The 23,726-nt window shown below is 66.2% G+C and carries 23 protein-coding genes; 9 read left to right on the forward strand and 14 right to left on the reverse strand.

Going from position 1 to position 23,726, the window contains the following annotated elements; genetic code table 11:
- Positions 1-29: 29 nt before the first annotated feature.
- Positions 30-767: a hypothetical protein gene (locus BRO63_RS30195; RefSeq protein WP_088143261.1), complete on the forward strand. Its 738-nt coding sequence runs from the start codon at positions 30-32 to the stop codon at positions 765-767.
- Here BRO63_RS30195 and BRO63_RS30200 read toward each other — a convergent pair.
- The 13 genes from BRO63_RS30200 to BRO63_RS30260 form a co-directional block, all read right to left on the reverse strand.
- Positions 733-1,104, reverse strand: a complete 372-nt coding sequence (locus BRO63_RS30200) for an ATP-binding protein (RefSeq protein ID WP_088143262.1) — start codon at positions 1,102-1,104, stop codon at positions 733-735. The genes BRO63_RS30195 and BRO63_RS30200 overlap by 35 nt on opposite strands.
- A complete protein-coding gene (locus BRO63_RS30205; RefSeq protein WP_088143263.1) occupies positions 1,073-1,624 on the reverse strand; it encodes a cob(I)yrinic acid a,c-diamide adenosyltransferase in 552 nt (183 codons plus the stop codon). The genes BRO63_RS30200 and BRO63_RS30205 overlap by 32 nt, the downstream gene beginning before the upstream one ends.
- A 67-nt stretch (positions 1,625-1,691) precedes the next feature.
- On the reverse strand, positions 1,692-2,444 hold the full coding sequence (locus BRO63_RS30210; protein WP_088143264.1) for an SDR family oxidoreductase: 753 nt from the start codon (positions 2,442-2,444) through the stop codon (positions 1,692-1,694).
- Between the two features lie 11 nt (positions 2,445-2,455).
- Entirely contained in the window at positions 2,456-3,889 is a 1,434-nt protein-coding gene (locus BRO63_RS30215; protein WP_088143299.1) for an aldehyde dehydrogenase family protein, read from the reverse strand.
- Between the two features lie 70 nt (positions 3,890-3,959).
- Positions 3,960-5,036 carry an isopenicillin N synthase family dioxygenase gene (locus BRO63_RS30220; RefSeq protein WP_088143265.1) on the reverse strand — a complete coding sequence of 359 codons (1,077 nt, stop codon included), beginning with the start codon at positions 5,034-5,036 and terminating at the stop codon, positions 3,960-3,962.
- 72 nt (positions 5,037-5,108) lie between these two features.
- Positions 5,109-6,350, reverse strand: coding sequence for an ABC transporter substrate-binding protein (locus BRO63_RS30225; RefSeq protein ID WP_088143266.1), 1,242 nt, complete (start codon positions 6,348-6,350; stop codon positions 5,109-5,111).
- Positions 6,347-6,646 carry a hypothetical protein gene (locus BRO63_RS30230; protein ID WP_143219527.1) on the reverse strand — a complete coding sequence of 100 codons (300 nt, stop codon included), beginning with the start codon at positions 6,644-6,646 and terminating at the stop codon, positions 6,347-6,349. Before BRO63_RS30230 ends, BRO63_RS30225 begins: the two co-directional genes overlap by 4 nt.
- Before the next feature lie 45 nt (positions 6,647-6,691).
- Positions 6,692-7,657, reverse strand: coding sequence for a Bug family tripartite tricarboxylate transporter substrate binding protein (locus BRO63_RS30235; protein ID WP_088143268.1), 966 nt, complete (start codon positions 7,655-7,657; stop codon positions 6,692-6,694).
- A 17-nt stretch (positions 7,658-7,674) separates the two neighbouring features.
- Positions 7,675-8,619 carry an ArgK/MeaB family GTPase gene (locus BRO63_RS30240; RefSeq protein ID WP_088143269.1) on the reverse strand — a complete coding sequence of 315 codons (945 nt, stop codon included), beginning with the start codon at positions 8,617-8,619 and terminating at the stop codon, positions 7,675-7,677.
- Positions 8,616-9,743 (reverse strand): CaiB/BaiF CoA transferase family protein, encoded by a 1,128-nt coding sequence (locus BRO63_RS30245; RefSeq protein ID WP_088143270.1) that lies wholly within the window; start codon positions 9,741-9,743, stop codon positions 8,616-8,618. The genes BRO63_RS30240 and BRO63_RS30245 overlap by 4 nt, the downstream gene beginning before the upstream one ends.
- Complete coding sequence (locus BRO63_RS30250) at positions 9,740-10,156, reverse strand: cobalamin B12-binding domain-containing protein (protein ID WP_088143271.1); 417 nt, start codon at positions 10,154-10,156, stop codon at positions 9,740-9,742. Before BRO63_RS30250 ends, BRO63_RS30245 begins: the two co-directional genes overlap by 4 nt.
- Entirely contained in the window at positions 10,153-11,775 is a 1,623-nt protein-coding gene (locus tag BRO63_RS30255; RefSeq protein ID WP_088143272.1) for an acyl-CoA mutase large subunit family protein, read from the reverse strand. Before BRO63_RS30255 ends, BRO63_RS30250 begins: the two co-directional genes overlap by 4 nt.
- Entirely contained in the window at positions 11,772-12,551 is a 780-nt protein-coding gene (locus BRO63_RS30260) for an enoyl-CoA hydratase/isomerase family protein (RefSeq protein ID WP_088143273.1), read from the reverse strand. Before BRO63_RS30260 ends, BRO63_RS30255 begins: the two co-directional genes overlap by 4 nt.
- A 182-nt stretch (positions 12,552-12,733) precedes the next feature.
- Between BRO63_RS30260 and BRO63_RS30265 the strand changes: the two genes are divergently transcribed.
- On the forward strand, positions 12,734-13,486 hold the full coding sequence (locus BRO63_RS30265) for an IclR family transcriptional regulator (RefSeq protein WP_088143274.1): 753 nt from the start codon (positions 12,734-12,736) through the stop codon (positions 13,484-13,486).
- A 28-nt stretch (positions 13,487-13,514) separates the two neighbouring features.
- Here the strand turns inward: BRO63_RS30265 and BRO63_RS30270 are convergent, their stop codons facing one another.
- Positions 13,515-14,147, reverse strand: coding sequence for a LysE family translocator (locus BRO63_RS30270; protein WP_088143275.1), 633 nt, complete (start codon positions 14,145-14,147; stop codon positions 13,515-13,517).
- A 92-nt stretch (positions 14,148-14,239) separates the two neighbouring features.
- Between BRO63_RS30270 and rsmB the strand changes: the two genes are divergently transcribed.
- The 7 genes from rsmB to BRO63_RS30305 all read left to right on the forward strand — a co-directional run bounded on the left by rsmB (position 14,240) and on the right by BRO63_RS30305 (position 23,674).
- Positions 14,240-15,577, forward strand: coding sequence for a 16S rRNA (cytosine(967)-C(5))-methyltransferase RsmB (gene rsmB, locus BRO63_RS30275; protein WP_088143276.1), 1,338 nt, complete (start codon positions 14,240-14,242; stop codon positions 15,575-15,577).
- 40 nt (positions 15,578-15,617) lie between these two features.
- The gene (locus BRO63_RS30280) at positions 15,618-16,208 is read left to right on the forward strand and encodes a DUF4390 domain-containing protein (protein ID WP_088143277.1); all 591 of its coding nucleotides are present in this window, start codon (positions 15,618-15,620) and stop codon (positions 16,206-16,208) included.
- Positions 16,205-18,520, forward strand: coding sequence for a sensor histidine kinase (locus tag BRO63_RS30285; RefSeq protein WP_088143278.1), 2,316 nt, complete (start codon positions 16,205-16,207; stop codon positions 18,518-18,520). Before BRO63_RS30280 ends, BRO63_RS30285 begins: the two co-directional genes overlap by 4 nt.
- 11 nt (positions 18,521-18,531) lie before the next feature.
- Entirely contained in the window at positions 18,532-19,224 is a 693-nt protein-coding gene (locus BRO63_RS30290) for a response regulator (RefSeq protein WP_088143279.1), read from the forward strand.
- The gene (trkA, locus tag BRO63_RS30295; RefSeq protein WP_059378200.1) at positions 19,221-20,600 is read left to right on the forward strand and encodes a Trk system potassium transporter TrkA; all 1,380 of its coding nucleotides are present in this window, start codon (positions 19,221-19,223) and stop codon (positions 20,598-20,600) included. The genes BRO63_RS30290 and trkA overlap by 4 nt, the downstream gene beginning before the upstream one ends.
- Positions 20,601-20,651: 51 nt before the next feature.
- Positions 20,652-22,121: a TrkH family potassium uptake protein gene (locus tag BRO63_RS30300; RefSeq protein ID WP_088143280.1), complete on the forward strand. Its 1,470-nt coding sequence runs from the start codon at positions 20,652-20,654 to the stop codon at positions 22,119-22,121.
- 308 nt (positions 22,122-22,429) lie between these two features.
- Positions 22,430-23,674 carry a YbdK family carboxylate-amine ligase gene (locus tag BRO63_RS30305; RefSeq protein ID WP_088143281.1) on the forward strand — a complete coding sequence of 415 codons (1,245 nt, stop codon included), beginning with the start codon at positions 22,430-22,432 and terminating at the stop codon, positions 23,672-23,674.
- Positions 23,675-23,726 lie beyond the last annotated feature (52 nt).

Here is a 23,726-nt window from a genome sequence, read left to right on the forward strand (position 1 = left end):
TATTTCAAATTTTTATAACAAGTAAACGCATGACCATGGATATGAGCTTCCCTTCAGTTCGTCGAATCGCCGCGCTGGTGACGTGCGTCAGCGTGATCAGCGGCTGCGCCGCGCATTCCGCCAAACTTACGCCGCCGGCGACCTCGGCCCAGCACATTCGGCTGCAGGATCCCGTTGCTTTCGATAGCACGTACGCCGGAGCGGTAAGCGAGTTCCGGCTGGCTGCCGGCGATTACCGGCCCATCGGCGAAGACCGGGACGGGGCGTACTACAAGGGCCCGCCCTTGTGCTTCAGGCTGGTCTGGACCAAGGTCAGCTGGGCTATCAAGGACTCCATGTTGAACCGCGGCGTATTTGCGGATTGCGGAATTTATGTGCCGAAGAATGCGGAACTGCCCGCCAAGGGTTTCATGAATCCTGCCACGCAGACCGCGTATTTGCCGCCAGAACAAATGGCGGCGGAAAACGCGCGCCAGGCGGCTGCATTGGATCAAGCCCGTGCATTGGCAGAAGCTGCGAGCGCCAAGGCAGCGCAAGACAAGGCCGTGCAGGATTTGTCGATACAGGTACCGGTGCAAATGGCAGTTGCGCCGCCTGTTGGCGTATCGCCGCTTCAGGCCGGCGTGGGAGGGGCCTTGGGAATGGGTCTGGTCCAGGCCATGATTGCAGCAGACGATGGCGATATCGCTTTCCTATCGAAGCAACCTACGGGCAATACGCTTCGTCAGGCCGTCAAGTTTGTAGACGGGCCGGCAGTCGCTCCTTGATGTTGTTGTGGGCATCGTGGGCGATGGTCGTCGCCGTTGGAAGGACGGCCATCGTAAATCCAAAAATATTGACGCCATCCGCACTGCACGCAAACACGTCTCCCCGGTGGACGGCCGCGACGGCCTTGACGATCGCCAGCCCCAAACCATGATGCTTGCCGCCGTGGCTGCGCGCGGCCTGTGCCCTGAAGAAGCGTTCGAACAGACGCGGCAGGGTTTGCTGGTCGACGGGCGTTCCGCAATTGGCGACGCCAACGTGGGCGAATCCGTCTAGACCGCGCGCTGACTCAGGATGGTTCGCCGCGCTAGCGCGAATGCCGGCTGCTCCAATACACATCCGGTAAACCCTGCCGCCGGTTCGCGTCGCGGGCCAGCACGAACATCAGATCCGAAAGCCGGTTGAGGTACTGCCGCGCCGTGGGGTTGAGCCCCTCGGTGCGGCCCAGCGCGACCACCGCGCGTTCGGCGCGGCGGCAGACGGTGCGGGCCATGTGGAATTGCGCTGATGTGCGCGAGCCGCCCGGCAGGATGAATTCCTTCAGGGGCGGCAGGGCGGCGTTGTAGTGCGCGAGGCGAGCGTCCAGATGGGCGATCTGCGCCTCGTCCAGCGCCTGATGCCCCGGGATGCAGAGTTCGGCTCCCATATCGAACAGATCATTCTGGATGACGTGCAGATCCGTCGCGACTTCGTCGGCCAGGTTTTCCGCCAGCAATACGCCGATGACGCTATTCAGTTCGTCCACATCGCCCAAGGCGGCGATACGGGGTGCGTCCTTGGGCGTGCGCGATCCGTCGCCCAATCCGGTGGTGCCGCCATCGCCGGTGCGGGTGGCGATGACGGATAAGCGGTTGGCCATGGTTTCACTCCTGGGTTGGACCGCGCGCGGCGCGCACGCAAACGTCTGAGGGGCTTGAGCCCCTGGCCTAGATGGAGCGTCCGCCGTCGACCGGGACTTCGACGCCGGTCAGGAAGCGCGCTTCGGTGCTGGCGAGGAACACGGCCACGTTCGCCACGTCGTCCGGGTCGCACATCCGGCCCAACGGTATCGTCGACACGAACCGCGCCCGGTTCTCGGCATTGTCGGTTACGCCCATGAAGTCGTTGAGCAACCCGGTGGGCGCCATGACGGGCGAAATGAGATTGACGCGGATGCCGTCAGAGGCGAGTTCGGCCGCCATCGATTTGGTCATGACCCGGACCGCGCCCTTCGAGCTGTTGTACCAGGTCAGGCCGGGACGCGGGCGGATGGCCCCGACCGATCCCACGTTGATGATCACGCCATCCTTCTTTTCCCGCATCAGGGGGATGACCGCCTGCGCCATGAGATAGATCGACTTCACGTTGACCGCGAAGACACGGTCGAAGCTTGCTTCGTCCACGTCCAGCATGGGCTGGTTGCGGTGCGTGGTGCCGGCGTTGTTGATCACGATATCGGGCGCGCCGAAGCGCTCGACGCAGTGGCGCACCATGGCCCGTACCTGGTCGCCATTGCTGACGTCGCATGCGACGGCGCTGCCGTACTCGCCCACTTCCTTGGCGACCCGCTGGGCGGCTTCGAGATTGAGGTCGGCGAGGACGACCTTGGCGTTTTCCTTGGCGTAGGCGCGGGCGATGGCGGCGCCGAAGCCGCTGCCCGCTCCCGTGATGATCGCGATCTTGTTGCTCAATCCGGACATGGTGGCAATCCTTATTCGTAGTGTTGAACAATGGTCTTGGTCGTGCTCATTTCTTCCAGGGCGAGAAACCCTTTCTCCCGGCCGTAGCCGCTTTTCTTGACGCCGCCGAAGGGCAGTTCCACGCCGCCGCCCGCGCCGTAGCAATTGATGAATACCTGGCCGCTGGCGATACGCTGCGCCAAGCGGGACTGGCGGCTGCCGTTCTCCGTCCAGACGCCCGCGACCAGGCCGTAGTCCGTCGCATTGGCCAGCCGCAGGGCATCGGCTTCATCGCTGAACGGCATGACGGACAGCACGGGGCCGAAGACTTCGTGGCAGGCCAGGCGGTGCTCGCGCGGTACCGGACCGAACAGCGCAGGCTTGACGAAGTAGCCGCCGCGGGGCGTGTCCGGCGCCAGGCTGCCTTCGGCCAGCAACGGCACTCCCATGGCGGCGGCCTCGGCAATGAAGCCCTGCACTTTGTCGTGCTGCCTGGCGTTGATCAGCGGGCCGCAATCCAGATCCATCTCGGGCGTGCCGACCTTCAGCGCTTTGAAACTGGCCGCGATGACGTCGACAAAGCGGTCGTAGACACTCTGCTGCACCAGCAGGCGGCTGCCGGCGGAGCAGGTCTGGCCCGCGTTCTGGACGATGGCCCGGACGATGATGGGCGCGGCCTTGGCCAGGTCCGCGTCGTCGAATACGATCTGCGGCGATTTTCCGCCCAGTTCCAGCACGCAGGGCACATGGTTGCGCGCGGTGGCTTGCTGGACCTGGATGCCGACTTCCGGGGACCCGGTGAAGGTCGCGAAGTCGATGCCAGGGTGCGAGGTCAGCGCCGCGCCGGCTTCCGCGCCATAGCCCGAAACGATGTTGAGCGCGCCGGGCGGCAGTCCGGCCGCTAGGGCAAGTTCGCCCAGCTTCAGGGCGGTGAGGCAGGCGTCTTCCGAGGGCTTGACCACGGCCGCGTTGCCCATGGCCAGCGCCGGCGCCAGCGTGCGCCCCATCATCTGCGCGGGATAGTTCCACGGAATGATGTGGGCCGTGACGCCGTGCGGTATGCGGACGACGCTGACGTTGTAGCCGGTCAGATACGGAATGGTCTGTCCGTGGACCTTGTCTGCCGCGCCGCCGTAGAACTCGAAGTAGCGCGCCACCGCCTTCGCGTCGGCGCGCGCCACGGACATGGGTTTGCCGGTATCGCGCGCTTCCAGCTCGGCCAGTTCCTCGCCATGGTCCAGGATGAGTTGCCCCAGGCGTTGCAGGATGCGGCCGCGCTCCGTTGCCGTCATGCTGCCCCAGGGGCCTTCCAGCGCGCGGCGCGCCGCCGCGACCGCCAGCTCCACGTCCGCCGCCCGGCCGCGCGCGATCCGCGTGAAGGCCTCCCCGCTGCAGGGATCGATGACATCTATCGTTTCGCCGTCGAACGCATCGACCCATTGGCCGTCGATCAATAATTTGTTCACGCGCTGCTCCTTGAAGTTGAGGCAGCGGCAGCGGCCATGAAGGCGCGCCGCCACCGGCAGCTACACGTCGTCAGGCCTGCGAGCGGATGCCTTCGGGCTCGACTTCGCTCATGAACTTGGGATCGTTGTAGTGGTACAGATCGTCCAGGTAGGGCACGAAGAAGTCGTAGAAGGAGCGGGAGTCGTACTTGGCCTTTTCGCCCGGCTTGACACAGGCCGGGATGGGGCCGACGCTGGCGTCGTCGTCGGGGTAGAAGAAGAACGTGAGCGCGTAGCGCTTCATCGGCGGATTGACCACGCGGTGGGGCGTGGCGATGAAGCGGTCATTGGACAGGCGGTTGAGGACCTGGCCGGTGTTCACGATCAGCGCGTCCTTGACGTAGGTGACGTTGAGCCATTCCTTGGACGGCGTCATGACCTGCAGGCCGGGCACCGGCGTCATAGGCAGCAGCGTCAGGAAACTGCCGTCGGAGTGCGGGGCCAGGGCGTACTGGCCTTCCTCCATGCGTTCTTCCGGATGGTAATAGGCGCAGCGCTGGTAGTATTCCGGCGCCCTGAACATGTCGCTGAAATACTCCGCCGGCAGATCCAGCGCCCGCGCATAGATCGGCAGCAGCTTGAGCGCGAGCGCCTCCATGGAGGTCTGGTACTTGAACAAGGTCTTGCGGAACTCGGGCAGGCTCTCGGGCCATTGGTTCAGGCCACGATGCCGGACATTGGCCACCACCTTGGGATCATCGGCTGCGCGGTTGCGCATGAAGAGCCAGGCGGCGTTGGTGTCTTTCTTGGTGTTGAGCGCGATCTTTTCCTTGATCGCGGTCGATTGCAGGATCGATGCCTTGGGCGGCAGGTAGCCCTGGTGATGGAAGCCGACCCGGTGCCTGAGCTTCTCTTCCATCGGGATCTCGAAGAGTTGGGCGGTCTGACGGAACGATTCGTCGATGAGTTCCTGCGGAATGCCATGGTTGACGATGGCGAAGAAGCCCAGGTTCTCCTGGATCCAGCGCACGTCCGCCGCCAACTGCTCGAGCGCGCCGGGCTCGCCGGCCAGATAGGGGCCGACATCGAGGATGGGCAGTCCCTTGCCGCTCTCGATGGCTTCCCTGACGTTTTCCGAAGCGCTTACCTGATTCACTGAAGTAGTCATGATCGATGTCTCCTTGATGTATTGGCAATTTCCCAACCACTCTGGTCTTCAAACACTCGGACGGCGTTTTCATCAGTTCCAGAATTTGCACTTGGATTCCGCCTTGGAGGCAAACGCCTGCTCTCCCGGAATCATCTGCACCTGCTTGTAGTAGTCCCAAGGCCCCTTGGATTCGGCCGGGCTCTTGATTTCCATGAGCCGCAGATCGTGGACCATGCGGCCGTCCTCCCGGATGTAGCCGTTCTGGGTGTACATGTCGTTGATTTTGTCGTTCCTCATCTGCGCCATCACGTCCTCGGCCTGGCTGGTGGCCGCGTGCTGGACGGCTTGCAGATAATGCAGCGTTGCCGAGTAGCTGGCCGCCTGCATGCTGGTCGGCATCTTGTTCATCTTCTGCTGGAAGCGGGCGGCCCAGGCGCGCGATTTGTCGTCCGAGTCCCAGTACCAGGCCTCGGTCAGGTTGATGCCGCGGGTCTGCTCCAGGCCCAGGGCGTGGACGTCGGTGATGAACAGCATCAGGCCCGCCAGCTTCATCGACGAAGACAGGCCGAACTCGCTCGCGGCCTTGACGGAGTTGATGGTGTCCGCGCCGCCGTTGGCCAGTCCCAGGACCTGTGCGCCCGAGGCCTTGGCCTGCAGCAGGAAGGACGAGAAGTCGGGCGTGGACAGGGGATGGCGCACGCTGCCCAGCACGCTGCCGCCATTGGCCTTGACGACCTCCGTGGTTTCTTTTTCCAGCGACTTGCCGAAGGCGTAGTCGACCGTCAGGAAGTACCAGGTCTTGCCGCCCTGGCGGGTCATGGCGGTGCCGGTTCCGCGGGCCAGCGCCACCGTGTCGTAGAGGTAATGCACGGTGTAGGGCGAGCATTCCTCGTTGGTGAGCTGGGCCGCGACGCCGCCCGTGACGATGACGATCTTCTTTTTCTCGGCCGCGACCGTGGCGATGGCCAGGCTGGTGCCCGAGCTCGGACCGCTGATGATCATGTCCACCCCTTGGGTGTCGAACCAGCCGCGCGCCGCGGTCGCCGCGACGTCGGGCTTGGCCGAGTGATTGGACGTCACGACTTCGATCGCCTTGCCGTTTACCTTGCCGCCGAAATCGGCGATGGCCATCCTGACCGCTTCGGTGATGCCGGCGCCGCCCATGTCTGAATAGATGCCCGACATGTCGGCCAGCACGCCGATCTTTACCACGTCGCCGCTCGCCTGGGCCCATCCGGGGGTACAGGACGCGATGCAGAACAGGGACGCCATGATGCGGCGGCCCGATGGCGTGAGCTTGCGCAACGAACAGCTATAGGAAGAAGTTTTCATTCCTGTCTCCTGGAGTTCGGTTCCGCCGGCGTTATGTCGTCGGTCGGTTGGTCCATCGTGCCGCGGCGCAGCGTCAGGACCTTCTGCAACTGCGTCGGGTCGGCCATGTGGCTGGCTACTGCGTGGCAGTAGTCCCACAGCGTCTCGTCGACGTTGGCGCCCAGCTGTACTGCGTTTTCCAGCCGCAAGACGGCCAGGCGGTCATGCTTGAATCTCACACTGCGCTGCAACAGGGACAGCGCGGCCGAACGCGCGTCCTGCAACTGCGTCGCCGACGCCTGGGCGCGGGTTCCCACACGCTGCGTCTTCTTCCACGACCGGATCAGCGCGCGCGACATCGGTCAATCCACCTGCGCGCCCGAGGCGCGCACCACGTCGCCCCACTTCAGCGCATCGGCCCGCAGGATTCTTGCGAACTCGTCCGGTTGCGTGATGTAGGGTTCGGCGCCCTGGGCCGCGAAGCTGGCCGCGACTTCCGGCGTGCGCAGGATGTCGTTCACATCGTTGTTGATCTTCCGGACGAGAGCCGGCGGCGTGCGTCCCGGGGCCATGAGGCCGAACCACGGATTGACATCAAAGTCCTTGAAGCCGGCCTGCGCGATGGTGGGAATGCTGTCGAATGCGGCGGCGGGACGTGCGCTGGTGACCGCGATCGGATAGAGGGTGGAACTCTTGAGGGCGCCGATGACGGACGGCAGGCTGGTGAACACGACCTGGATCCGTCCGCCCATCAAGTCCTGCAGCGCCGGCGCCGCGCCCCGGTAGGGTATGTGCGCGAGCTTGACGCCGGTGGCGGTGTTGAACATCTCGCCCAGCAGGTGATTGACCGAGCCATTGCCAGCCGAGCCATAGGTGACGTGTGAAGTGCGCGCGGCGGCGACCACCGCGGAAACGGTCTTGAGCGGTGAATCCGCCTGGGTCACCATCACGAAGGGCAGGGTGGCCAGCGTGGCGACCGGCGCGAAGTCCTGAACCGGATCGAAGGCAAGCTTGCGGTACAGCGCGCCATTGATGGCCTGGGTGCCGACATAGCTCATCAGCAGCGTGTAGCCGTCGGGCGCCGCGCGGACGACCAGCTCCATGCCCACATTGCCGCCCGCGCCGGGGTGGTTTTCGACCACTACCGGCTGGCCCCATTTCGCGGTGAGCTTCTGGCCGATGAGGCGGGCCAGCACGTCGGAGGCGCCGCCGGGCGTCTGCGGGACGATGATCCTGACCGGCTTGGCAGGAAATGCCGCGTCTGCGCCCGCGGCCGGTGCGGCGATGCAGACGGCGGTCAACAACGATGCGAGCAGGCGTGCGAGCATGGCGGGTCTCCGAGGAGTCAAAAGTCGAGCGTGTTGCCGGCCGTGGCGAGTATTCGATCCATCTGCTGGCGCAGCGGCGCGTCGAACAGTGCCTCGTCCGCATGGGCGATGGCATGCGCGATGCGCATTTCGAGCATGCGCCGCAGCCGGTAGCGCAGCCGCTGGGCGCGCAGGCGTTGGCGCCGCTCCGGGTCGGTGGCGCGCCAGGCCTGGTGCCGGTCTATGGCTTGCGATAGGGCGCGGATCGAGTCCGGTTGCGTGGAGGACGCCAGCAGTACCGGTGCGCGCCAAGCGCCCTCGGGCCGCGGGCTTACCGCGGCGATGCGCTGTATGTCGGTGGCCATTTTTTTCGCGCCCGGCAGGTCCGACTTGTTCACGACGTAGATGTCGGCCATTTCCATGATGCCGGCCTTCATGGCCTGGACCACGTCGCCGCTTTCGGGCAGCAGCACCAGGACCAGCGTGTCGACCTGCGCGCGCGCCGCGTACTCGGCCTGGCCGATGCCGACCGTCTCCAGCAGCACCTCGTCGAAGCCGAACTCGTCCATGATGTCGAGCATCTCCGGCAGGTTGTCGGCCAAGCCGTCGCACGTGCGCCGCGAGCCCAGCGAGCGGATGTACAGGTCGCCGATGCCGGCCAGGTCGTCCATGCGGACGCGGTCGCCCAGGATCGCGCCGCCGCTCTTGGGGCTGCTCGGATCCACGGCCAGGACGCCCAGCCGTCCAGTTGGCGCGCGTTCCAGCGCCAGGTGCCCGACCAGGGTGCTCTTGCCGGCGCCGGGAGCGCCGGTGATGCCGATCCGGCGCGCGGCGTGCGCCGTCGCATCGCGCAGCGCGAACCGCGCCACTTCGGCGGCGTCGGCGTTGGCCATGCGCGTGAGCGCGCGGCTCAGCGCCCAGCGGTCCAGGGGCGGCGCGCTCACGGGACGGTCTTCACGCTTGGAGAGGCCCGGCGCGCTCATGTCTTGACCCTGCCCAGCACTTCGTCGCCGTGCTCGTCCAGCAGGGGGGGCAGGCCATAGACGGGCGCGTATCCCTGGAAGCGGATCGGGCTGGCCACCGCCTGCAACGGCAGGTTGCCGTCGCCCAGCGCGACGACCAGTTCGCGGGCGGCGGCGATGTCGCTGGAGAGTGCGGCATTCAAGGTGCCGACTTCGGCCACCACCACGCCCAAAGGACTCAGGCGACGCACCCAGGCTCTGGCAGGCGCCTGGCGCAGTACCTGCGCAATGGCGGCGATGACCTCGGCCCGGTGCTTACGGCGTCCCGCCATGGTGGCGAACTTCGCGTCCGCGATCCATTCGGGGCGGCCGATTTCGCCGCAGAAGGTCTTCCAGAATTTGTCGTGGGTGATGAACAGCGTGAGCCAGCCGTCCGCCGTCGCGAAAATCTGCGCCGGCACTACATAGGGGTGCGACGAATCGGCCAGGCGCTCTATGGTTTCGCCTGCGTTCAGCGCCGCGCCCGCCAGGTAGTTGAGCTGCGAGAGCATGACGTCGTACATGGCGACGTCGACCTGGCCGCCTTGGCCCTGCACGATCTTGGCCAACAGCCCGACCGCGGCAACCAGGCCCGCCGAGTTGTCCACCGCCGAGTAGCCAGCCTTGGTGGGCGGAGCCTCGGGATCGCCGGTCAGCGCCATGACGCCCGTCATCGCCTGGATGACGTAATCGTAGGCGGGGTTGTCCGCATAGGGACCATCCAGCCCGTAGCCGGTCAGCGCCACGCAGACCAGGCGTGGGTTCCAGCGCCGCAACGCGTCGTAGGTGAGACCGAGCTTGCGGATCGCCGCAGGCCGCAGGTTGGTCACCAGGGCGTGCGAGGTTTCGACGATGCGACCCAGCGCGGCGCGCCCCTCGTCGCAAGCCAGGTCCAGCACCACGCTCTTCTTGTTGCGATTCAGGCTGGCGAAGTAGGCATTGTGCGGGCCCACGAAGTGGGGGCTGACGCTGCGGCCGATGTCGCCTTCGGGCGTTTCGATCTTGATGACCTCGGCGCCCATGTCGGCCAGCATCAAGCCGCAGTAGGGGCCGGCCAACATATGGCCGACCTCGATGATCCGGATCCCCGCCAGCGGCGCGTTCATGACAGGCTCTGGGCCAAGGTGCGGACCATGTCGTCCAGCGCCATGTCGGCGGTAAAGATTGCGGCCACGCCCAGTTCTTTCAGGTAGGGCCAGTCTTCGGCCGGAATGGTGCCGCCGACGAAGACCTTTACTCCGTGCGCCCGCAGTTCGCGCAGCTGCGCCATGACTTCGGCGACCAGCTCGCGGTGGCTGCCGGACAGGATGCTCAGGCCGACCGCGTCCACGCCTTCGTCCACCGCGACCTGCGCGATCTGCAGCGGACTGCGGCGCAGGCCGGTGTAGATGACTTCCGCGCCAGCGTTGCGCAGCGTCAACGCGACGATCTTGGCGCCGATGTCGTGGCCGTCCAGGCCGGGCTTGCCGATCAGGATACGCTTGGCCGCCAGGGCGGCAGAGGTCTGTGGGGCGCTCATAGATTCACTGGCTCCTTGAATTCGCCCCACTTTTCCTTCAGGCGCTCCACCATTTCGCCGACGGTGGCGTAGGCGTGGCAGCACTCCACGAGGTAGGGCATGATGTTCTCGTTATCCTTGGCGGCCACGGCGGAAAGCCGGGACAGCGCGCGGTCGACCTCGGATTGGCGGCGCGTGTCCAGCACCCGCTGGTATTTCTCGAGCGCGCGTTCGGCCACGGTCGGGTCCAGCTTGAAGACCTCGCCGACCTTGATTTCCTCGTCTGCCTTCCTGAAGTAGTTCTGGCCGATGATCACGTTTTGGCCGGAGTCGGTGTTGAGCTTGCGCTCCAGGCCGCGCTCGGCCAGGCGCAGCTGGATCCAGCCGTCCTCGATGGCCGGGATCACGCCGCCGTAGGCGTCTATCTCATCCATTACCTTGGTGATCTGCTCTTCCATCCGGTCGGTGTGCTGCTCCAGGAAATAGCTGCCGCCCAAGGGATCGACCGTGCGGCCTATGCCGCTCTCGAAAGCGATGATCTGCTGCGTGCGCACGGCCAGCTCGGCCGAAAATTCAGTGGGGATCTGGAAGGCTTCGTCGAAGGCGCAGGTGAAGATGGATTGCGCGCCGCCCAGCACTGCCGCCATGGTTTCCACCGCCACGCGCGCCACGTTGTTGTAGGGCTGCGGCGCCACCAGCGACGAGCCGCCGCACACCACGCCGAACCGGAAGTGCTGCGCCTTCGGGTCCTTCACGCCGTAGCGTTCCTTCATGAGGCGGGCCCAAAGCCTGCGGCCGGCGCGGAACTTGGCGATCTCGTCAAAGAAGTCCATGTGGACGTAGAAGAAGAACGACAGGCGCTTGGCGAACTTTTCGACGTCGCCGCCGCGTGCGCGCAGTTCGTCCACGTAGGCCAGGCCGTTGGCCAGTGTGTAGGCCATTTCTTCAGCTGCGGTCGAGCCGGCATCGCGCACGTGGGCGCCCGCGATGCTGATGGGGTTGAAGCGCGGCGAGACTTCGTTGGAATAGAGGATCGAATCCGCGATCAGCCGCATCGAGGGGCGCACCGGGAAGATCCAGGTGCCGCGCGCCACGTACTCCTTCAGGATGTCGTTCTGGATGGTGCCGGTGAGCTTGTCGCGCGGGACGTTCTGCTTGTCGGCCACGGCCAGATACATCGCATAGATGATGGCGGCCGTGCCGTTGATCGTGAACGAGGTCGAGATCTTCGACAGGTCCAGATCCTTGAACAGGATCTCGGCCTCGCTCAGGTTGGAGAGCGAAACCCCCACCTTGCCGATCTCCGGACGCGCCATCGGGTGCACCGGATCCAGGCCGCACTGCGTGGGCAGGTCCAGTGCCACGGACAGGCCGGTCTGCCCCTTTTCCAGCAGGAACTTGTAGCGCTCGTTGGACTCTTCGGCGGTGCCGAAGCCGGAGTACTGGCGGATGGTCCAGAGACGGCCCTGATAGCCGTCGGGGAAGATGCCCCGCGTGTACGGGTACTCGCCGGGGATGCCGATGCGGGCTGGGTCGACGGCGTCGGCGCCGACGCTGGTCGGCACTTCGATGCCGCTGGCGCTGGTGGAACTCAGCTGCGGTTCCATGTCGCGCGTTTCGCGGTTCTGTTCGGCGCTCATTTCGAACTCCTCGCAAGAAACGCGTCGGACGCGCGCCAGTGATCGTCGTGCAGCCAGGTATGCATCACCTGTTGCCGTTCGACGGCGCGGCGCGCTTCATACGAGGCGCCTTGGCGCCAGGCTGCGGTTTGCGCCTTGATGGCCCGCAGCACCTGCGGCGCGCAGAGCCGCAGCGGCTTGAGGAAGGCTTGCATGTCCGCGCCCGCCAATCCGTCCGAAACGATGGCGTCGGCCAGGCCCCAATCCAGCGCCACCGGTGCGTCTATCAGTTCGCCGCGGCTCATCATGCGCATCGCGCGGGCGCTGCCCGCCAGCTGGCACAAGTCGACCCCGCCACCCCATACCGACGAGATGGCCAGCCGCGCCTGGATGAAGCCGATGTGCGCGTGGCTGGCCAGCATGCGCATGTCGCACGCCAGGGCCAGTTCGGCGCCGCCGCCGATCGCGTCGCCGTTCAGGTAGGCCAGCACGGGCACGGGGCAGTTGCGCACCGCGTCCAGCGCCGCGCGGGACTGCTCGGCCATGTCCGTGGTGGCCGCTACGTCGCGCACCTCGGCCAGTTCCACCAGATCGCCGCCGGCTGCAAAGTACCGGTCGCCGGCGCCGGTCAGGACGATGAAGCGAGTGTCTGTCCGCCTGCCCGCCGCAAGCACCGCCTGCCCGAGTTCGGCGAGCACCTTGCGTGCAAGCGCGTTGTGCTTGTGCGGGCGCTCGATGGTGATCCACACCTCGCCGCCGGCGCGCTCTTCTACCGCGATGTCCTTGTTCGTCTGCACGCTTTCTGATCTCCGTCGAGGTGTTGCGTGCTGAGGATGGTATGAAGCAAAATATTCGGGAACAAGGACAGTTGTTCGGTATTACGAACAAAATCCTGCGGCAAATCGGAAACGGAACGGATTTATCGGATTTATTCAGCGGGCTGAATTGCGGCCATCTCACTTTCCAAAAAGGAAGCGCCATGTCTGGAGTCACGGTGACCGGAGTCGAGCGAGTGCTTGACGTCTTTGAAGCGTTTCAGGCCAACGAACGGCCCTTATCGCTGACTGACCTGGCCGAGGCGGCTGGCATCCCCAAGAGCACCTGCCACGCCATCGTGTCGACGCTGACGGCGCGCGGCTACCTGTACACGCTGAACCGTCCGCGCACGCTGTATCCCACCAAGCGCATGTACGACGTGACGAGCGACATCCTGGCCAAGGACCCGTTCATCGAGCACGTCACCCAGGTGCTGGAGCGGCTGCGTGATTCCACCCGCGAAACCGTGATCCTGGGCAAGCGCCTGGGGGACTCCGCGATCTACCTGCAGGTCATCGAAGGGCTGCATTCGATCCGCTATTCGGCCAAGCCCGGCGAGTTCAAACCGCTGCATTCGAGTTCCATCGGCAAGGCCTTCCTGGGCACCCTGAAGGAGCGCGAGCTGCGCGCATGGATGGAGGACCAGCAGTTGGCCGCGATCACGCCGGAGACCAAGACCGAGCATGCAGCGCTGATCCAGGACATCCTGGAAAGCCGGAAGAACGGCTATTTCGTGACCCGGGGCGAGAACGTCTACGACGTGTGGGCGGTCGCGACCACGCTCACGATTAACAACGAGACGCTAGCCGTCGCGGTGGCCGGACCCAAGCACCGCATGGAAGGCAACGTGGCGGAATGCGCGAAGCTGCTAGTGGCGACCTGCAGCTTCCTGTCGCGGCAGCTGGGGCGAGCCTAGGCGGCTGTCCGGGCGGACTGAATGCCGTTCAAGGCGCGCTGCGCCGGTACAGCGCCAGCGTCCCGGCCAGCCCGATCAGCAGTCCCCCGCAGACGCGGTTCAGCCAGCGCAGGCCGGCGCCCTGGAAGGCGCGCACCATTTGCGCGCCCAACGCCGCATAGGCCAGCATCACGGCGATGTTCATCAGCGCCATGACGCCGGCCAGCACGGCGTACTGCGCCAGCAGGGGCGCGGCCGGATTGATGAACTGGGGCAGGAAGGCCGACATGAACAGCAGCGCCTTGGGGTTGGTCAGCGCCACCGCGAAGCTGCGCAGGCCCAGCGCCAGGCCAGCCGGACGCCGGGCGTCCGGCTGGGCGGCAGGCATGACCAGCGCGGCGTCCGAGCGCAGCATCTTCCAGCCCAGGTAGGCCAGATAGGCCGCGCCCACCCATTTGATGAGCTGGAAGGCGATTTCGGACGCCGCCAGCACCACGCCCAGGCCCGAGGCCACCGCGCCGATCAGGACCAGGTCGGCCAGCACGGCGCCCGCCATGCCCCAGCAGGCGGCGCGCACGCCGTGGCGCGAACCGTTGCTCATGGCGAGCAGGACGGTGGGGCCTGGCGTGATGATGGTGACGGCCGAGGCCAGGACGAAGAGCAGCAGGGTGGCAAGGGTCATGAGGGGCTCCGTGGCTGGGGCCAGTGTGCCGCGACAGCCGCCGTTCGTCCAGGTCCGGCTACCATAGCGGTCTTATCTCCTGAATTTGCACCATGTCCACGCGTTCCGACTCTCCCAATCTAGCCCCTCCGCTGTCCTCCGTCCTGCTTTCCAGCGCGGAGGTGGTCGAGCGCGTGCTGGACGGCCGCTCCCTGACCGATGCGCTGGCCGAGGTGGAATCGTCCCTGCGGCCCGCCACGCAGGCCGTGTCGTTCCATGCGATGCGCTATCTGGGCTGGGCCGACGCCGTGGGCCGCGAGATGGTGCAGCGCTATCCCAGCGTGCTGTTCGAATCCCTGCTGCTGGTCTCGCTGACCCTGCTGAAGGAAGAGGGCGAAGCCGCGGCAGCTCTGCCGGGAATGCCGGTCTATGCCGCGCATACGGTGGTGGACCAGGCCGTGACGGCCGCTACCCGGACCCGTGGCCTGGCATCCTTTAAAGGCATGCTCAACGCCTGCCTGCGCCGCTTCCTGCGGGAACGCGCGGCGCTCGAAGCCGCGGTCGCCAACAGCCCCGAAGCCCAATGGAACCATCCCGGCTGGTGGGTCAAGCAGCTGAGCGTGGCCTATCCGCAGGAATGGCGCGAGATCCTGGCCGCGGCCAACCTGCCCGCGCCGCTGACCCTGCGCGTCAACCGCCGCCGCGCCAGCCGCGAGCAGGTGCTGGCTGCTTTCCAGGCCGCCGGCCTTGCGGCCGAGCCCGTGGGCCAGTCCGGCCTGGTGTTGGCGACGCCCAAGCCGGTCACGCAATTGCCCGGTTTTGCCGAGGGCTGGTGGTCGGTGCAGGACGCCGGCGCGCAATTGGCGGCCGAACTGCTGGCGCCCGCCGACGGCATGCGGGTGCTGGACGCCTGCTCGGCGCCGGGCGGCAAGACCGCCCATCTGCTGGAGCTGGCCGATATCGACCTGCTGGCCCTGGATGCCGACGCCGGCCGGCTGGCCCGCGTCGGGCAGAACCTGGACCGGCTGGGCCTGGCAAGCGATCGTGTCCAGTTGCAAGCGGCTGATGCCGCGGACCTGGATGCCTGGTGGGACGGCAAGCCGTTCGACGCCGTGCTGGCCGACGTGCCCTGCACGGCCTCGGGCATCGTGCGCCGCCACCCGGACATCCGCTGGCTGCGGCGCGAGAACGACGTGCGGCGCACGGCCACCCTGCAGGCCAGCATCCTGGACGCGCTCTGGCGCACCGTGGCGCCCGGCGGGCGGCTGCTCTATGTGACCTGCTCGATTTTCCCGATCGAGGGCACGCGCCAGGCGCTGGAGTTCATGCAGCGCCATCCCGACGCGAAACGCCTGGAGGCGCCCGGGCAATTGCTGCCTGTTGCGGTCGATGCAACACCCGCGGCCCAGCACGACGGGTTTTTCTACGCCTTGTTTGCCAAGCAGTCCTGAATCGCCAAGAATAGGGGGCATGACGTAGTTCCGGTGCCGTATGTCCATTATTCCGCGCTTATTTCTCGGGTTGTTGCTCGCATCTGCCTTGCTTTCCTTCGTGCCGGGCAGGCAGGCGCATGGGGCTGAACCCAGGGTCACCGAAGTTCGCCCGGCGGTGCGCGACGGCAAGCTGGAAATCGACGCGGACATCGAGTTCGAACTGAACCAGCAACTGCGGGACGCGGCCCAGCGCGGGGTTCCGCTCTATTTCACCGCCGATCTCAACATCAACCGCGAGCGCTGGTGGTGGTTCGACAAATCCCTGGTCGACACCTCCCGCACCTGGCGCATCATCTATAACGCCCTGACCCGGCAATGGCGGGTCGGCGTGGGTGAACTGACCTTCCCGGTCGCCTCCCTGGACGACGCCATGGGCGTCATCCGCCATATCCGCAACTGGTCGGTGGGCGATGCCGACGAGTTCGACGCGGGCGTGCTTTACGGCGGCCAACTGCGCTTGCGCCTGGATACTTCGCTATTGCCGCGGCCCTTCCAGGTCAACGCCTTGAACAGCAGCTCGTGGGTGCAGGCGACGCCCTGGCTGGACTTCACCTTCGTGCTCAGCGACAAGGAGAAAGACCCATCATGAGGCTGTTGCTTCGGCTGGCCCTGATGGTTGGCGCCGCGAGCGGCCTGGCATTGCTGGGCCTGTTGGCGTGGTCCACCGGCAATGCCTCGCGCTTTGCGCGCTACTACGACACGCTGCTGGTGCTGAACGGCATTTTTGCGTTGGCGCTCTTTGTCTGGGTGGTGGCGCTGACCGTGCGGCTGGCCCGTCAGATCCGCCGGCGCCAGTTCGGCGCGCGGCTCACGGCCCGGTTTTCCCTGGCCTTCGCCCTGATCGGCGTGGTGCCCGGCGCCCTGATCTACACCGTGTCGGTGCAGTTCATGTCGCGTTCGATCGAATCCTGGTTCAACGTGCGGGTGGACACGGCGCTGGAAGCGGGCCTGAACCTGGGCCGCGCCGCGCTGGACTCGCTGCTGGCCGATCTGGATGCCCGCGCGCGCTCCATGGCCGTGGAGCTGAACCGCAACTCTGACAGCGGCGTAACGCTGGCCTTGACGCGGCTGCGCGAGGCCAATGGCGTGCAGGAGGCCATGGTGTTCACCGGCAGCGGGCGCATGGTCGCGTTCTCCACCAGCCAGTACGGCCAGTTGCTGCCGGCGATGCCGCCGTCCACGGTCATGAACCAGCTGCGGCTGGCGCGCGGCTATTCCGCCGCCGAAGCCGATGATCCGGTTACGCCTGGCGCCGAGGGCGGCCTGCATCTGCGGGTGGTGATCCCGCTGACGGGACCCGACCGCTACGACAATCTGCTGGGACCGGCGTCCGAACCGCGCTGGCTGCAGCTGTTGCAGCCCGTGCCCGAGCAGATCGCCCACAACGCCAATCTGGTGCAGCAGGGCTTTCGCGACTACCAGGAGCTGGCGCTGTCGCGGCTGGGCCTGCGCAAGCTGTACGGCATCACCCTGACGCTGGCCCTGCTGCTGGCGGCCTTCGGCGCCATCGCCGTGGCGCTGTCGCTGTCCAAGCGGCTGGTGCGGCCGCTGCTCAGCCTGGCGGGCGGCACCCAGGCCGTGGGCGTGGGCGACTACCGGCCCCTGCCCGAACCGCCGGAGCGAGACGAAGTCGGCCAGCTCACGCGCTCGTTCAACGCCATGACGCGCCAGCTGGACGAGGCCCGCCGCATGGTCGAGAGCAACCGGCAGCAGCTGGAACGCTCCAACGTCTATCTGGAAAGCGTGCTGTCGAACCTGTCCTCCGGGGTGCTGGTGTTCGACGAATCGTTCCGCGTCACGACCGTCAACCAGGGCGCCCAGACCATCCTGGGCGCGGACTTGCGCTCGGTGATCGGCCGTCCGCTGGAGACGGTGGGCGGCATGCTGGAGTTCGCCAACATCGTCCGGCAGGCGTTTTCCGCCCATGCCGCGGTGGGTTCCGAGCGCCAGCACTGGCAGCAGCAATTTGAAATCGCTCCGGGGCAGGGCGAGGGGGCGGCCCCGGCGCAGCCCCTGACCCTGCTGGCTCGCGGCACGCATCTGCGCGTGGACGGGCGCGGCAACGGCTACCTGGTGGTGTTCGACGACATCACCGAGGTGATCTCGGCCAACCGGACCGTGGCCTGGGGCGAGGTCGCGCGCCGCCTGGCGCACGAGATCAAGAACCCGCTGACGCCGATCCAGCTGTCGGCCGAGCGTCTGGCCATGAAGCTGGAGGGCAAGCTGCCCCCCGCCGAGGCGCAGATCGTGGAACGGTCCACCAATACCATCGTCAACCAGGTGGCGTCGCTCAAGCAGATGGTGGACGACTTCCGCGAATACGCCCGCACGCCGCCGGCCGTGATGCAGCGCATCGATTTCAACGCCCTGGTGGCGGACGTGCTGTCGCTGTACGGCTGGGAGCCCGAAGGCGGCTCGCCGCGGCTGGCCGAGAAGGCCTTGAACCTGGACGTGACGCTGGCGCCTGACCTGCCTCTCATCGAGGGGGATCCCACCCAGTTGCGCCAGGTGATCCACAACCTGATGTCCAATGCCCGCGACGCCATCGCCGAGCAGGGCGGACTAGGGCGGGTCAGCGTGACCACGCAGCTCATGCGTAGCGAGCAGCCCGACCGGGCGGCCCATCAGGCGCTCAGATTCACGGTCGCCGACACCGGGCCGGGCTTTCCGCCCCAGGTCATGCAGCGCGCGTTCGAGCCCTACGTCACCACCAAGTCCCACGGGACTGGGTTAGGATTGGCAATCGTACGCAAGATCGTGGAAGAACACGGCGGGCGTATCGACCTTGCCAACCGCAAGGAAGGAGGCGCGCGGATCTCGATCTTGTTGACCCGGCTGGCTTCCGAGGCCGATACAATAGACGCGACCGCGCAAGAAAAGGATAATGCGGCTACGCAATAGGTGGATGCTTTATGGCCAGAATTCTGGTGGTTGACGACGAAGTCGGTATACGCGAGCTTTTGTCGGAAATCCTATACGACGAAGGACACACGGTCGAGCTGGCTGAAAACGCGGCGCAAGCGCGCGCCGCACGCTTGCGCATGCGCCCCGATCTGGTGTTGCTGGACATCTGGATGCCCGACACCGACGGCGTCAGCCTGCTCAAGGAGTGGGGCTCGCAAGGCCTGCTGGACATGCCCGTGATCATGATGAGCGGCCACGCCACCATCGACACGGCGGTCGAGGCCACGCGCATCGGCGCCATGGATTTCCTCGAAAAGCCGATCACGCTGCAGCGCCTGCTGAAGACCGTCGCCGCCGGCCTGGCCCGCGGCCGCGCGCCGCACCCGGCGCCCGCCGCCGCGCATCCGGCCGCCTCCAACGCCGCCGTGGCGCTGGAAGACGAACTGGATCCCCCGGTTTTGGCCACCGCGCCCGCCAACGAAGTCCCGGTCACCTCCAACGGCCAGTTGGGCAGCATCTCGCTGGACCAGCCGCTGCGCGAGGCCCGCGATGAATTCGAACGCATCTACTTTGAATACCACCTGGTCCGCGAAAGCCACAGCATGACCCGCGTGTCGGAACGCACGGGGCTGGAACGCACCCACCTGTACCGCAAGCTCAAGCAATTGGGCATCGAGTCCGCCCGCAAGCGGAGCTCATGAAGATCCTGATCATGGGCGCTGGTCGCGTAGGCACCAGCGTGGCCGAGAACCTGGTGTCCGAAGAGAACGACATCACGGTGATCGATTCGGATCCTGTCCAGCTCCAATACCTGCAAGAACACTTCGACCTGCGCGTCGTCCATGGCGACGGCTCGCAGGTATCGGTGCTGGAGGCCGCCGGCGCCGCCGACACCGACCTGCTAATCGCCTGTGCGGCCTCGGATTCGGCCAATATGGTGGCCTGCAAGATCGCGCGCCAGCTGTTCAACATTCCCCGCCGCATCGCCCGCATCCGCTCGGTCGAGTTCGCCGAACACCCGGAACTCATGAGCGAAGAGGGCTTCTGCATCGACGCCCTGATCAGTCCCGAGCGCAGCGTCACCACCTATCTGCACAGCCTGATCGAGTTCCCCGAAGCCCTGCAGGTGGTGGAGTTCGCCGAAGGCCGGGTCAGCGTGGTGACCGTGCGGGTCGGGGCGGGCAGCCCGATGGCCCATTCCCCGGTCGACAAGCTGCGCGACGTCTGGCCCGACGTGAAGGCGCGCGTCATCGACGTGCTGCGCGGCGGCCGGCCGCTGCGGGCGGGCAGCGGCACCGTCATCGCCCCGGGCGACGAGGTGGTGCTGGTGGTGGACTCGCGCGACGCGCGCCGCGCGGTGCGGCAGCTGCGCGAGGCCGAGCGCGCCGTGCGCCGCGTGATGATCGCGGGCGGCGGCAATATCGGCCTGCGGCTGGCGCGCCAGCTGGCCGAGGAAAAATACAGCGTCCGCATCATCGAGCGCGACCAGAAGCGCTGCGAATACCTGGCGACCCAGTTACCCGACAGCGTGCTGGTCCTGCACGGCAGCGGCACCGACGAAGCGCTGCTGGAACGCGAGAACATCGAGGACATGGACACCTGGCTGGCGCTGACCAGCGACGACGAGGACAACATCATGTCCTCGCTGCTGGCCAAGCGCCTGGGCGCGCGCAAGGTGATCGCGCTGATCAACCGGCAAGCCTATGGCGAACTGATGCAGGGCAGCCATATCGACATCGCCGTGTCGCCGTCCCAAGCCACCATGAGCGAACTCCTGCGCCACGTGCGCCGCGGCGACGTGGCCGCCGTTCACCGGTTGCGCCAGGGCGTGGCGGAAGCGCTGGAGGCCATCGCCCACGGCGACCGCTCCACCTCCAAGGTGGTGGGGCGCGCGGTCGGGCAGATCAGTCTGCCCAAGGGCGCCAGCATCGGCGCCCTGGTGCGGGAAGACGAGATCATCCTGCCGGACGCCGATACCGTGATCGAATCCGACGACCACGTCATCGTCTTCGTGCCCTCGCGCCGGCAGATGCCGCGCGTGGAAAAGCTGTTCCAAGTCTCGGCGTCCTTCTTCTGATGCGCGCCGCCTCCCTCCTTCTGCGCGGGCCGCGCGCGGCCGGATAGCTCCATGAAGCGCGTCCTGGGCACCCTCTACATCCTGGGCCTGACAATGGTGATGTTCGCCCTCACCATGCTGATCCCGCTGACCGTCGCCTACGTCGGCGGCGACGGCGCGCGCGAGGCCTTCCTGGACGGGTTCCTGCTCTCGGTGGGCATAGGCGGCGGCCTGGCCGCGATAACGCGCCGCGCCCGCTGCGAGCTGCGCGCGCGCGATGGCTTCGTGCTGGTGTCGGCCGTGTGGGCGGGCCTGCCCCTGTTGGCGGCCATTCCGCTGCTGCTCTACTTCCATGGCGCTGGCTTGCCGCTATCGTTTACCGGCGCCTACTTCGAAGCCATGTCGGGCCTGACCACCACCGGCGCCACGGTGTTGACCAACCTGGACACCTTGCCCCCGTCCATCAACCTGTGGCGGGCCACGCTGATCTGGATCGGCGGCATGGGCATCCTGGTGCTGGCGGTGGCCATCCTGCCCTTGCTGGGGGTGGGCGGGCACCAGGTGGTGCGGGCGGAAACGCCCGGACCCATGAAGGATGAACGGCTCACGCCCCGCATCGCCAGCACCGCCAAGGCGCTGTACGCGGTCTATTTCGTGTTCTCCATCCTGTGCTTCCTGGCCTACCGGGCGGTCGGCCTGTCGTGGTTCGAGGCCTGGTGCCACATGGCCACCACGATGGGCCTGGGCGGCTTTTCGACCTGGGACGACGGCTTTGCCCACTTCGATTCGGTGGCGGTGGAAATGGTGGCGATGGTGTTCATGCTGATCGCCGGCATCAACTTCGCCACCCATTTCAATGCCTTCCGCCAGCGCAGCCCGCGGGCTTATGTGCGTTGTCCGGAGGCGATCCCCTACCTGGTCGTGGTGCTGGGGGTCGGCCTGGTGATTTCGGTGTTCCTGTTCTGGAAAGGGGTCTATACCGACCCGCTGCAGGCGCTGCGCTACGGCATGTTCAACACGATTTCCATGGCTACCACCACGGGCTACGCCAATACCGACTTCGCGCAATGGCCGCTGTTTGCGCCGTTGACCATGCTGCTGCTGTCGGGCTTTGCGACCTCGGCCGGCTCGACCGGGGGCGGCATCAAGATGATCCGGGCGATCCTGCTGGTCAAGCAGGCCCGCAATGAGCTGGTAACAATGTTGCACCCGCACGCCGTCAGTCCGGTGCGCATCAACGGCCGGGCGGTCGAGACCCGGACCATGTCGTCCGTGCTGGCCTTCATGTTGTTCTACGGGCTCTCCATCGCGGTTTTCACCAGCCTGCTGCTCTTGTCCGGCCTGGACCCGATCACGGCCTTCTCGGCCGTTTTCGCCAGCGTCAACAACACCGGCCCCGGCTTGGGGCCGGTCGGCCCCATGGGCAACTTTGCCGTCTTGTCCGATTTCCAGATCTGGGTCTGCACCTTCGCGATGCTGATCGGGCGCCTGGAATTGCTGACCGTGCTGGTGCTGTTCACCCCGATTTTCTGGCGCAAATAGCCTAGGGATAACCCTTTAAAGGGTTGTCCCACCCCTTCCCGAAAGCCCCTTCCACGCTGGCTATCCGGCCGTCGCGGGCCGGGAGCCCGCGCCGTTTCTACGCCGTGAGCGCTCGCTCACTTTTCTTCACAGGGAAAAACCGATTGCTTCGTGATGTTGCACATAAATGTCACGATTTTCCATCTTCTTGCCACAAAACAGCGGCTATCATGCGTGCACAAGCTGCCGTCTAGTGCCCCCCGGGATGTTGCCGGGCTTCAAGGTCGAACGGCGCACACCCTCATCAAACATTCAGAAAGGAGTCCGAGATGGAACAGATCCCGTTCATTTCGTCGGCCCCCAACACCCTGGGCATCGAGCTCGAGCTGCAACTGATAGACCCCCGCAGTTTTGACCTGACCGCAGCCTCTGACGAGCTGCTGGCCCAAATGGCCAACCACCCCATCGCCGACCGCGTTAAACCGGAAATCACGCGGTCCATGATCGAACTGAATTCCTCGGTGCACGAGCACCCCATGGGCTTGCTGGCCGAGATGCGCGAGATGCGCGACGCCCTGATCGAAGCGGCGGACGCCGTGGGCGTGTCGGTTGCCGGCGGCGGCGCCCATCCCTTCATGCGCTGGCAGGAACGTTCCATTTCGGACACCCCGCGCTTCCAGTACCTGGCCGAAATGTACGGTTACCTGGCGCGTCAATTTACGGTCTTCGGCCAGCACATCCACCTGGGCGTCAAAAGCGGCGACGATTCCATCAAACTGTTGCGCCGCCTGTCGCCCTACGTACCGCATTTCATTGCGCTGTCGGCGTCCTCGCCGTACTGCGAGGGTGTGGATACCCTGTTCTCGTGCTCGCGCCTGAACGCGGTCAACAGCTTCCCGCTGGCCGGCCACATGCCGCCCGAAGTGAAGGACTGGTACCAGTTCGAGGCCCATCTGGCGCAGCTGCGCGCCTATGGCCTGGCGGAGAGCATCAAGGACCTGTACTGGGACATCCGCCCCAAGCCGGAGTTCGGCACGGTCGAGATCCGCGTGTGCGATACGCCGCTGACGGTCGAGCGGGCTTGCCAGCTGGCGGCCTTCGCCCAGGCGCTGGCGGTGCTGCTGATGCGCGAAGGCGATCCAGGCGACGGCGCCTGGCTGTCCTATCGCAGCAACCACTTCCAGGCTTGCCGCTTCGGCCTGCAGGGCAGCTACGTGACGCCTGACGGCCAGCGCCTGCGCCTGATGGACCATCTGCGCAACCTGTTCCAGCGCCTGATGCCGGTGGCCGAAGAGCTGGGCACGGGCGACATGATCGCCGCCTTGCGCGATGAGTCCATGCGCAGCGGCAATGATTCCCGCTGGCTGCGCAGCCAGTTCCATCGGCTGCGCGACCTGCCGCTGGTGGTCGAAGCCATGTCGAACGCATGGCGCGGCGTGGCTGCGCCCGGGGTAGGGCCCGCCGAACCCACGGCAGTCTTGAGGCGCCGCATCCGGGCGACTTCCGAACCCATGACGGCCTTGCCGGCTTCCGAGCCTGGGGTCAGCGTGCCGTTGCCGGAACGGCTGCACTAGGGGGGAAGGCCGGCGCCCGCAAAGCGCCGGCCCTGCCGGTCAGCCGTGTTCC

It is taken from the genome of Achromobacter xylosoxidans (assembly GCF_002192695.1).
In the GTDB taxonomy this organism is placed as follows: Bacteria; Pseudomonadota; Gammaproteobacteria; order Burkholderiales; family Burkholderiaceae_B; genus Achromobacter; species Achromobacter xylosoxidans_C.